General features: G+C 69.7%; 13 protein-coding genes. 6 read left to right on the top strand and 7 right to left on the bottom strand.

Annotated features, from left to right (window positions below; translation table 11 throughout):
- The coding region (cobJ, locus tag FrCorBMG51_RS32155) for a precorrin-3B C(17)-methyltransferase (RefSeq protein WP_047225073.1) at positions 1-1,109 on the top strand (1,109 nt) is incomplete at its 5' end.
- Between the two features lie 96 nt (positions 1,110-1,205).
- Here cobJ and tnpA read toward each other — a convergent pair.
- Positions 1,206-1,622: an IS200/IS605 family transposase gene (gene tnpA / locus FrCorBMG51_RS22775; protein WP_047225057.1), complete on the bottom strand. Its 417-nt coding sequence runs from the start codon at positions 1,620-1,622 to the stop codon at positions 1,206-1,208.
- 21 nt (positions 1,623-1,643) lie between these two features.
- Between tnpA and FrCorBMG51_RS22780 the strand changes: the two genes are divergently transcribed.
- Together FrCorBMG51_RS22780 and FrCorBMG51_RS22785 are read left to right on the top strand one after the other, a co-directional pair.
- Entirely contained in the window at positions 1,644-2,555 is a 912-nt protein-coding gene (locus tag FrCorBMG51_RS22780; RefSeq protein ID WP_200902569.1) for an RNA-guided endonuclease InsQ/TnpB family protein, read from the top strand.
- Entirely contained in the window at positions 2,552-3,700 is a 1,149-nt protein-coding gene (locus FrCorBMG51_RS22785) for a sirohydrochlorin chelatase (RefSeq protein ID WP_235433834.1), read from the top strand. Before FrCorBMG51_RS22780 ends, FrCorBMG51_RS22785 begins: the two co-directional genes overlap by 4 nt.
- 51 nt (positions 3,701-3,751) lie before the next feature.
- Here the strand turns inward: FrCorBMG51_RS22785 and FrCorBMG51_RS22790 are convergent, their stop codons facing one another.
- From FrCorBMG51_RS22790 to FrCorBMG51_RS22800, 3 genes are all read right to left on the bottom strand, one after another.
- The gene (locus FrCorBMG51_RS22790; RefSeq protein WP_047225058.1) at positions 3,752-4,630 is read right to left on the bottom strand and encodes a DNA adenine methylase; all 879 of its coding nucleotides are present in this window, start codon (positions 4,628-4,630) and stop codon (positions 3,752-3,754) included.
- Positions 4,631-4,732: 102 nt separating this feature from the next.
- Positions 4,733-5,302: a Uma2 family endonuclease gene (locus tag FrCorBMG51_RS22795; RefSeq protein ID WP_175648366.1), complete on the bottom strand. Its 570-nt coding sequence runs from the start codon at positions 5,300-5,302 to the stop codon at positions 4,733-4,735.
- 285 nt (positions 5,303-5,587) lie between these two features.
- A complete protein-coding gene (locus tag FrCorBMG51_RS22800) occupies positions 5,588-5,929 on the bottom strand; it encodes a BP74-related protein (RefSeq protein ID WP_047225059.1) in 342 nt (113 codons plus the stop codon).
- Positions 5,930-6,735: 806 nt separating this feature from the next.
- On the opposite strand from FrCorBMG51_RS22800, the gene FrCorBMG51_RS22805 reads away from it, so the two are divergent.
- From FrCorBMG51_RS22805 to FrCorBMG51_RS22815, 3 genes are read left to right on the top strand one after another with little or no spacing between them, the layout of a single operon-like run.
- Positions 6,736-7,146, top strand: coding sequence for a hypothetical protein (locus FrCorBMG51_RS22805; protein ID WP_047225060.1), 411 nt, complete (start codon positions 6,736-6,738; stop codon positions 7,144-7,146).
- 14 nt (positions 7,147-7,160) lie between these two features.
- Positions 7,161-7,445, top strand: a complete 285-nt coding sequence (locus FrCorBMG51_RS22810; RefSeq protein WP_047225061.1) for a type II toxin-antitoxin system Phd/YefM family antitoxin — start codon at positions 7,161-7,163, stop codon at positions 7,443-7,445.
- Complete coding sequence (locus FrCorBMG51_RS22815) at positions 7,442-7,717, top strand: type II toxin-antitoxin system RelE family toxin (RefSeq protein WP_076843407.1); 276 nt, start codon at positions 7,442-7,444, stop codon at positions 7,715-7,717. The genes FrCorBMG51_RS22810 and FrCorBMG51_RS22815 overlap by 4 nt, the downstream gene beginning before the upstream one ends.
- 14 nt (positions 7,718-7,731) lie before the next feature.
- On the opposite strand, the gene FrCorBMG51_RS22820 is transcribed toward FrCorBMG51_RS22815, so the two are convergent.
- The 3 genes from FrCorBMG51_RS22820 to FrCorBMG51_RS22830 form a co-directional block, all read right to left on the bottom strand.
- On the bottom strand, positions 7,732-7,962 hold the full coding sequence (locus FrCorBMG51_RS22820) for a hypothetical protein (protein ID WP_047225068.1): 231 nt from the start codon (positions 7,960-7,962) through the stop codon (positions 7,732-7,734).
- 312 nt (positions 7,963-8,274) lie between these two features.
- Positions 8,275-9,387, bottom strand: a complete 1,113-nt coding sequence (locus tag FrCorBMG51_RS22825) for a lysophospholipid acyltransferase family protein (protein WP_052914960.1) — start codon at positions 9,385-9,387, stop codon at positions 8,275-8,277.
- On the bottom strand, positions 9,384-10,437 hold a 1,054-nt coding region (locus FrCorBMG51_RS22830), incomplete at its 5' end, for a lactate racemase domain-containing protein (RefSeq protein ID WP_235433835.1). The genes FrCorBMG51_RS22830 and FrCorBMG51_RS22825, both read right to left, overlap by 4 nt.

Below are 10,437 nucleotides of genomic sequence, written 5' to 3' on the forward strand. Positions count from 1 at the left end.
GGGGCGCGCCCGCCGACGAGGTCGTCGACCTCGTCGAACGCGCGCTGGCCGAAGCCGGGCTGTCACCGCTGGCCGTGCGTCACCTCGCCACCGTCGAGGCCAAACGGGACGAGGCCGGCATCGTCGCCGCCGCCCGCGCGTTCGGCTGGCCGCTGGTCGTGCACCCGGCCGCGGCGCTCGCGGCCGTCGACGTCCCGCATCCCTCCGAGGTGGTGCGGGCCGCGGTCGGCACGCCGAGCGTCGCCGAGGCGGCGAGTCTGCTCGGCCCCGACGGGGGCGGCACATCCACTGGCACCGCCGAGCTCGTCGTGCCCAAACAGGTGAGCGCGCACGCCACGGTGGCGGTGGCCCGGCACCGTCCCCGCGGCCGGCTGGCCATCGTCGGCCTCGGCCCGGGCGACCGGGACCTGCTCACCCCACGCGCCGCCCGCGAACTCGCCCGCGCCAGCGTGATCGTCGGCCTGGACCAGTACCTCGACTCCGTCCGCGACCTGATCCGGCCGGGCGCACGCGTGCTCGCCAGCGGCCTCGGAGCGGAGGAGGCACGCGCCGGCGCGGCCGTGGATGCCGCCCGCGCCGGCCACGCGGTCGCGCTCGTCGGCAGCGGGGACGCCGGCGTCTACGCGATGGGCAGCCCGGCGCTGGAACGGGCCGACGGATCCTTCGACGTGGTGGGCGTCCCGGGGGTGACCGCGGCGCTGTCCGCCGCGGCGCTGCTCGGCGCGCCGCTCGGCCACGACCACATGATGATCAGCCTGTCGGATCTGCACACCCCCTGGGACGTGATCGAACAGCGGGTCCGGGCGGCGGCGCGGGCCGACGTCGCCGTCGCGTTCTACAACCCGCGCAGCAAAGCGCGGACCTGGCAGTTGCCGCGGGCGTTGACGTTGCTGGCCGCCCACCGTCCGCTGTCGACCCCGGTGGGTATCGTCACCGACGCCTTCCGCCCGGCCCAGCAGGTCACCGTCGCCACGATCGGGGAGCTGACCGCCACCCCGGCGCCACGGCTGGAGCTGGTCGGCATGACGACGACGGTGGTCGTCGGCAGCACCCATACCCGTGTCGTGGCCGGGCACGTCGTCACCTCGAGGGGGTACCGGTGGAGCTGACCGACCAGGCCCGTGCCGCGCGCGGTATGAGGGGCTGAATCCGTGACCATGGAACGTAGCGCGCGGGCCCTGCCCTTCAGTGCGGGGTTGGCATATTTACGCTGGGTGCCGTTGCCTCTCGATGTACTGGTGTACGAGGGACAGGGGTGCCCCGTCGACGGAGCCGGCGAAGTACGACGGGGACCAGAAGTGCCCGCGCATCGAGTGCTGGTTCACCCGCTCGGTGAACTCCGTGCGCAGGCGGCGGGCCGACACCCCCTTGATGCTGTTCACCAGTGCCGATACCGAGATCTTCGGCGGGTAGTGGACAAGCAGGTGGACGTGGTCGTCTTCCCCGTTGAACTCGGCGAGGGTGGCGCCGAAGTCGTCGCACACCTCGCTCATGATCTGCCGGCAGCGGTCCAGCATCGCGGTGTCGAGCACGCCATGCCGGTACTTCGTCACGAAGACCAAGTGGACGTGAAGCGCGGAAACCACATGCCTGCCACGCCTGTAGCTGTCATCCTGTGCCATAGGCCAAGTATGATGGTAGACGTGCCCACCGTCCGTTACCGCTACCGCGCCTACCCCACACCGGGGCAGGCGCAGGCGTTGGCGCGGGCGTTCGGCTGCGCCCGGGTCGTCTACAACAACGCGATCCGCACCCGGGATGCCGCTCACGCGGCCGGGGAGAAGATCTCCGACACCGAGGTGCAGCGACGGGTTGTCACCCTCGCCAGGCAGGCCCCCGAACGGGTGTGGCTGGCAGAGGTGTCCTCGGTGGTGCTGGTGCAGGCATGCCAGGACGCCCGGCGGGCGTTCCGGAACTGGTTCGACTCGCTGTCCGGGAAACGGAAGGGCCGGGAGGTCGGGCATCCCCGGTTCCGGTCACGCAAGGACCGCCGGCAGTCGATTCGCCTCACCCGTAACGGGTTCACGGCTACCTCCCGGGGTGTGCGGGTGGCGAAGGTCGGAGACGTCGCGCTTGTCTGGTCTCGGGAGCTGCCGTCGGTTCCGTCGTCGGCCACGGTGATCCGGGAGGCCGACGGCCGGTACTACGTGTCGTTCGTCGTCGACGTCACCGGCACCGCGTATCCGCCGACAGACTCCGAGATCGGGATCGATCTCGGGTTGGATCGGCTGGCGACACTGTCCACGGGTGAGGTGGTCGCGAATCCGCGTCACCTCCGGTCGCGTCAACGTGGACTGGCCCGCGCGCAGCGGGCCCTTGCCCGGAAGAAGAAGGGTTCGGTGAACCGTCGTCTGGCGGTGCGGGTGTGGACGTGCCCGGCCTGCGGTATCGTCCACGATCGTGATCTGAACGCGGCCCGGAACGTTCTGTTCGAGGGCCAGCGGATCGTCGCCGCCGGGCGGGCGGAGACGGAAAACGCCTGTGGAGCCGGCGTAAGACCACCGCGTGCGGTGGCTGTCGGCGGTGAAGCAGGAACCCATCGAGGTGTCACGTGAGTGGCACGGTAGGTATCCCCGCCGTTCACAGCGGGGAGGACGTCAAGGACCCAGGCACAGGATCGGACGCAGACCTGAACAGGGCTGCGGTCGCCTCCGTGGCCACGGGCGCGGCCACCGATGGAGCCCCGGAGGCGGCCACGAACAGTGGCCCGGACGGCGGTCCGTCCGCGCCCGCGCTGTTGATCGTCGGGCATGGGACCCGCAGCGCGGCCGGGGTGGCGCAGTTCCAGGAGTTCGTCGAACGGGTCCGTGAACGGGCCGACGGGACGCCGGTGGACGGCGGGTTCATCGAGCTGTCCCGCCCGCCGGTGGCCGACGCGGTGGCCCGCCTCGTCGACGCCGGCCACCGGCGGCTCGCGGTGGTACCGCTGACCCTGGTCTCCGCCGGGCACGCCAAGGGCGACATCCCCGGCGCGCTCGCCCGCGAACGCGCCCGCCATCCCGGTCTGCGCTACACCTACGGACGCCCGCTCGGCCCGCATCCGACGTTGCTGACGGCGCTCGACGAGCGGATCGACGCGGTCTATCCGCACGCCGAGCGGGCGAAGGTGATTGTGCTGCTGGTCAGCCGGGGATCCACCGACCCGGACGCCAACGCCGAGATCGCCAAGGTGGCCCGGCTGCTGTGGGAGGGACGCGGGTTTGCCGGTGTCGAACCGGCCTTCATCAGCCTGGCCGAGCCGGGTGTGCCGGCCGGCCTGGAGCGCTGCCGCCGGCTGGGGGCGTCCCGGATCGTGGTGGCGCCCTACTTCCTGTTCACCGGCGTCCTGCCGGAGCGGGTGGTCAGTCAGGCCGCCGGCTGGGCCGCCGAGCATCCGGACGTCGACGTGCGCTGCGCGGGCCTGCTCGGCGACAGCGACGCCCTGGTGGACCTGGTGTTCGAGCGCTTCGCCGAGGCGCTGGCCGGGGACATCCGGATGAACTGCGACACCTGTCTGTACAGGATCGCGCTGCCCGGCTTCGAGCACCGGGTGGCCGCCCCCCAGGCCCCGCACGACCATCCGGACGATCCCGCGCATCCCCACGGACACCACCACCACGATCACCACGACGACCGCGGCCACAGCCATGACCACGGTCAGGTCGGTGATGGCCACGGTCACGGCCATGGTCATCACCGGCATGTATCCCGGACGCCCTGAACGGCCGGGCCGTACCCGACCCGGCCACGGCCCGGCCGGGGTCGTTCGCGGCTACCGCACCCGGCGGTCGACGAGGACCTGTGCGGGCACGGGCGGATCGTAGGTGGTCACCACCACGTCCCAGCTACGCCGGGCGGACGCGTTCAGGTTGATGTCACGCCGGGTGGGCAGCCGCAGGATATGGAAGTCGCCGCCGAACAGCTCGCGCACGAACGGCGTGTCGCTGTTGGTCATGGTGACGAAACCCCCCCGGTCCGCGGCGCGGCGCATCGCGTCACGGAGTCGCACATGGTCGTCCGCCCCGAACTGGCCGGCGGTGTACCGTTTGAAATCGGCCCAGCCACCGAGTGGTACGTACGGCGGGTCGCAGTACACCCAGTCACCCGTTTCGGCGTCGTCGATCGCCTGCTCGAAGTCGGCCACTCTGACAACGGCGCCGCTCAGCGCCTTGGCGGCCCGCAGAAATATCGTCCGGCTGTAGTAGGGACGGTCGTAGGCGCCGTACGGCGTGTTGAACTCGTTGCGACGGTTCACCCGCCACAGCCCCCGGAAACTCGTCTTGTTGAGGTAGACGACCCGGGCGGCCCGGTCGAGGTCACTGAGATCCTGGGGACGCTGCCGGCGCACGTGTTCGAAGTGTTCGGGCGTGTTGGGCATCTCGTCGAGCCGCGCCATGACCGACTCCGGATCCTCGGCGACGACCCGGAAACAGACGACGAGCTCCTCGTTCGCGTCGGAGAGAACGGCGCGGCCGGGCCCCAGTTCGAAGAACACCGCGCCGCTACCGAGAAAGGGCTCCCGGTACGAGCCGGTGAACTCCGGCGCCAGCCCCACGAGTGCGCTCGCGTACCGGCTCTTGCCACCGGCCCACTTCAGGAACGACTTCTCGCCGGGGACCCGACCGGTAGCCCGTGGGCTCGTCGACTGCACCCGTCAAAGCTACAAGTCCCGTGGACGGGAACCGGCAGCCACCGTTTTCGCCCACGCCCGAATGCCGCCGCGGACACCGCTTCAGGCCGTCAGATCAGAGCGTCAGGTCAGCGGGAGCTGGGACGGGGAGACGGTCAGCGGGAATGGCTCGGTGACCGTCAGAACCTCGTCACCGTGGACCGTGCCGGTCTCGACGTAGCCGGTGCCGGTGAGCGCGAGGGTGGTGATCGAGGGGGCGTCGGCGTCGACGATCCAGTAGTGGGGGACACCGAGACGGGCGTAGACGTCGCGTTTGAGTAGCCGGTCGATGCCCAGGCTGCTGGGGGAGAGAACCTCGACGACCAGCACCGGGACAGCCAGGTAGCGTTCGCCACGCACGAGGTCGTCGCGGCGGACCACGCACACGTCCGGCTGGACGCTGGTGTGTCGCCCCTTGCGCACATCCGGCGTCGGCCCGAAGACGACCAGGCCGTCGGGGCATCTGCCGCGAAGCGCCACCGCGAGCTCCAGGCAGGCGTGCTGATGTTCCCAGCGGGGCGCCGGGCTCACCAGGAGCACCCCGTCCACCAGCTCGTAGCGCCGACCGTCGTCGGGCATCTCCTCCAGATCGTCGACGGTGAACCCGTCGTCCCGAATCGGAAGATCCTCGTAGGCGACTGCCATGACCACCATGATGAGCTCCTCTCGGTCACAACGCCAGACTGATCGCCATGCACCCTCCGCACCAGACCGTACAACGATCTGTGGATAGCCTATTGTTGTCCACAGGTGGTCCCTACTGTCAGCTATGAAATACTGTCAGCTATGACACCAGTCATGAAACGAGGAGGGAACGCACGCGTCTCGCCGAGCGGGACGGGTGTATCCGGGGCGTTCACCGATCGTGGCGACGCCATATCGCCCCGGGGCGCCGCGCAACGGCGACACTCCCGGGGCCGGCAGGCGTACAGGGCGCGTTCAGGGCGTCGTGACCTCACGGGTCACCCGCGAGTCCCACGGACACCAGTGGCCCCCGGGGAGGAACGCCCCGCCCGCCTCATCCAGGTGCTCCTCGACATAGTCCATGTTGGCGTCACACACTTCGATCGCCAGGTCGAAGAACGAGATGCTGTCCGGATCGAGATGGAAGCTGTACTTCGGGTTGTAGGGCTTCCCCTGCTTCCTGATCCTCCCTATGACGTGCACCCTCTGCTTCTCCACGCCAGAAATGATGTTGCGGGCATGGGCGATCTTTTCGGGGTCCGTGAGCTCGAAGATGAACTCCTGCCCCGGCTGCTCCGTGAACGCGAAGTAGGCCATGGAAAACTCCTGTTCGTCCTGACGGCATGAATAAACCGAAATAAACCGAATGGCCTGTCACAGCACCGCCCGGCCGGTTGGCCGAGCCGATGACGACAGGCACGCGTCGCGACCGTCGACAATCCCCGCAGGCACCGTGAGGGCGGTCTCTGTCTCGTGCCCAAGCGGCCCAGACGACTCGTCGACCGAGCCCTGGGTACGCCTTTCTCCAGTGGCTACGGAAAATTTCCGTCGAGTCGCTCTGTCAGCCCGGCAGTGTGGTCCCGGATTCCGGGATCGCCGGAATCCATATTGTGCGGTGTGTTGTGCCACCGTGGTCGAATCCCGGGGCGGACCGATCGTCGCGGTTGTTGTCGTGGCCAGCGCGACCGGATTCATCAACGGATCGGATTTGTCCTGACGAAAACCATCCAACGGTCACTGCGTCGATATCCGGTCCCGAGCGGCCGGAGCTTCGCCTCCCCCTTCCCACTACTGCTGCGAAGCAGATGTGTCGACCGCCCCGAAGAGCTGACGTGACAGACCGTACTACACCGGATTCATACTCGCCAACGAATCGGGCTGGAAGGGCGCCGGAAAGGAGAACAGCGTCAGGGCGGACCGATTCCGGCTGGCCGGCCGCGGTCATGGAAACGTCCAGCTTGATACATTTTTATACTTAAAGTAACTGGATAATTTCTATCAGTACGCAGGGCTGATGGATTCGACTACGATGCCGTCCGTCATCGCACGCATCCCCACGGTGCGCGCCGCGGCTCCCTCGGAAGCACCGCGCCACGCGAGCCGAACGGACCAGAGGAGCGGCATTGTCCGAACAGCAGGACGCTCAGGCGGAGCGGGCCATCGGCAGGCTGACCATCGCCGACCCGCTGACCTCCGAGCCGGTCACCCCCGTCCCGGTGCCGAAGCCCGACCGGGAGTGGAAACTGCGCAACGGCTTCGCCTGGGTCTACTACGGCAAGGGCAGCCCCGGCATCACACGGCCGGTGCTCATGGCTGACGGCTTCAACCTGGGCCGGAGCAACCTGGAATGGCTCTACCAGGGCCTCGAGGCGGACTTCCCGCTCATCAGCACCCTGCGCGACCGGGGCAGAACCGTCATCCTGCTCGGCACTGATCCGCCCGCCCGACGACCACGGCGAGGCGCACACCCTTCCCTGCCGGCGTGCGCCCCGCCGCCGTCCGCCGGCGCCCTCAGCGGACGCGAGACGAAATAGCTATACTTCTAGCCATGTCGATCGTGGAACAGATGCCGCTGGCAGAGGTGAAGAACAGGCTCTCGGAGGTGGTGGACAGCGTCGAACGTGAGCACGGCCGTGTTGTGATCACCAGGCACGGCAGACCTGCCGCGATTGTCATCAGTGTCGACGACCTGGAGTCACTGGAGGAAACCCTCGACGTCATGGCCAGCACCCGTCTGATGGCCGACATCCGGGAAGCCCTCGACGATCTCGAGGACGCGGGGGCGACCGTCCTGAGCAAGGAGGACGCGCTCCGCCTCGCCACCGGCCGGTGAGCGCCCCCTACGAGATCGCCTTCACCGCGCCCGCGCGGCGTGCCATGCGCCGTCTGCCCGAGAAAGTTGCCACCGCCGTCGTCGAGTTCCTGTACGGATCACTGGCGGCCAGCCCGCACCATGTGGGCAAGCCGCTCCAGCTTCAACTCGCCGGTCTGTACAGCGCGCGACGCGGTGACTACCGCGTCATTTATCGCATCAACACCGACGACCACCATGTCGACATCGTCGCCATTGAGCACCGCGCCGACGTCTACCGGCCGCGAGGGTAGACATGTCCCACCGTTCAGGGGGAGGTGGCGAGGCGGAGGCGGTCGCGGTGGCGGGCGAGCAGCCGGTCGGCGAGGGCGTCGGCGAGTTCTATGTCGTCCAGTGACGCCCGGGTGCGCTCCTGGACGTCGAGGAGCGCGGCGAGCAGCTCCGCGGACAGGCGGGTCCGGTCGGCCACCCGGGCCACGCTCGGCGGCAGCGGCCGGGGGGACGGCGGCCGTGACCCGGAGGCCGGCGTGCGGGGCACACGGGCGACGGGGACTCCGGTGACAGGAACACCAGAGACGCCGGAAACGCCAGAGACGCCGGTGTCGGTACCCCGCCTCCAGCGGTGCTGCGGGTGCGGGCGGCGGGGCCGGTTGCGCAGGTCCATGCATCCACTAACGGCCCCGGGCGTCCCCGAATCAACCCTTGACATCAGGGCTGCCCGGCAGGCCCCCGGTTACCCACAGGTGATCCCCAGCGGCGCGGTGGATATCCACCGCGCCATGAACAGAGCTATCCACATTTTCAGGAGTGTGTGACCGTTCTCACATCCGATGAGACGGTTGCGAGCGGATCATCCGGCGGGGGTGGACGTACCGGTTGCGTCGCCTGCAGCGCCAGCGCCACCCACGTCGGTACCGCCGGCACCCCCGCTGCCGTCAGGCTCCCGCGACTCCCGTGACGCGCCCGTCGCCGCCGTCAGCCCCTGGGAGCCCGAGAGGCCCGTCACGCCGGCGGATCCGCGCCGCGCCGCGGCCTGCCACGGCGACACCGCACCAGCGGTTCCCACCGGCTCGGTGGCCTCCCAGACCTGCCGCCAGCGCGCCTTCCGGGCGGACCGCGCGGCCCGGGCCGGCACCGCCGGGCGCTCCCGCGCCGCGCGCAGCGAATCCCACCAGGACGTGGCGTCCTCGTCGATCAGCCGGGACACCTCGGCGAAGATACGGCCGGTGAAGGAACGCAGGTCGCTGTCGGCGGGATACAGCGGCCGGCCGAACCGCACCGACACCCCCGGCCGGCCCGGAACCGTCCAGGCCCGGCCCCGCGGCATCGCACCGAAACTGCCGCGGATGCCCACCGGCACCACCGGCACCCCACAGGTGATCGCCAGATGCGCCGCGCCGAACCGGAAGCGAGCGAGCTGACCGTCCTTCGACCTGGTCCCCTCCGGGAAGATGACCAGATTCCAGCCGCCGGCAAGCAGGTCGGCGGGTGCGCTCGACGGCGCCCCGCCCCGGCGTTCGATCGGCACGGTCGCGAACAGGAAGGCCGTGCCCAGACCTCGCCACCAGCTGTCGAAGAAGTAGTCGGCGGCGGCGGCCACCGCCGTGTGGTCCCGGATGTCCCGCGGCAGCGCGCACAGCAGCAGCGGCGCGTCCAGATGGCTGGAATGGTTCGACACGAAGACCGCGGGCGTGCGCAGCCCCTCGATCGCGTCCAGCCCGGCCACCGACAGGGACAGGTTCGCGTCCAGCATGGGCCGCATCCCGAACTCCAGCGCGGCGACCCGGGCCGCCCGCATCGCCGGCGTGCGCGCCCACGACGTGGGGAACTCCCGGGCCCGCGGCGCCGGCTGGTACGGCTGCGCCGAGGCGGGCACCGGTGGGCGCGACGCCCACCGCCAGCCGCGTGCCATCTCACGCAGCCCGATCCCGGCCGGGCGCTGCCGGCCGCCCGGCGCCGTCACCGCACGTCCGCGATGGCGTGCGGCGGGGAGTGCAGGTAGGTCAGGGACGGGTTGCGCCCCACCGTGGACGAGATCATCTCAAGCGCGTCGGCCAGCGTGGACGCGGCCCGGAAACCCATCCGCGCGCAGGCCGCCCGGTCACCGCCGACCCACACCACGTCCCCGAGATGGTCCAGAGCGTGCGCGCCCCAGTACCACATGTAGAACGGGTGCACACCGTGGTAGGCGTGGGACGTCCGGTACAGGTGGATGTACCAGGGGTCGGTGGCGTACTGCTTCTCGAAGGTCGCCTCGATCGTCGCCGGGTCGGTGGACTCGGCGAGCACCTCCTCGAAGAAGTCCACATACGACGGATGGTGCAGCTGGGAGAACTCCGGCGTCACCGGATGGTAGAGGATCATCGCGCCGCCGCGGCGCACCAGCGGCCGGCCCCGGTACATGTTGAAGAAGTACCCCAGGCCCAGGCACATCGCGAGGATCGGGTTCATCACCGAGTTGACGTTGTACGGCCCGAGATACGGCAGGCCGACAACGAGCACGTCGCTCTGCCCGTCGACCTCGACGAGCTGCTGGCGGTGCACGTTGGCGAGGGTCTTCGCGTGCACGGCCTCGGTCTCACCGGCGTGCACCCCGGTCACCCCGTAGTCCGCGACCAGGTCCTGGAAGATCCGGCGGCGAGGACGCGTCGGCATGGTGGCCAGCCCCCGCGACAGCCCGAACGCCATCGCCTGGTCGCGCACGGACCACTCCCACTCCCGTTTGGTGAGGAATCCGTACCGGGCCGGGAACGCGGCGTTGTTCACCGTCGTCTCCACCGTGAAGATCTTCAGGTGGTCGGCGAGCAGCCGGCCCATACGCCACGCCGAGGAGTGCATGGCCGAACGGGTGTGGTCCATGAACGACCGCGAGTGCACCATCGTGTGGCTGTTGTGATGGTGGCGCAGGCTGTTGTACGACGCCAGCCCGATCGGCACCGACTTGTGCCCACCGTCCATCGCCACCAGGTTGACGTTGACGTAGACCAGCAGGTCCGACTCGGCGGCCCGCCGG

The sequence above is a fragment of the Protofrankia coriariae genome (assembly GCF_001017755.1).
GTDB classification, from domain to species: Bacteria; Actinomycetota; Actinomycetes; order Frankiales; family Frankiaceae; genus Protofrankia; species Protofrankia coriariae.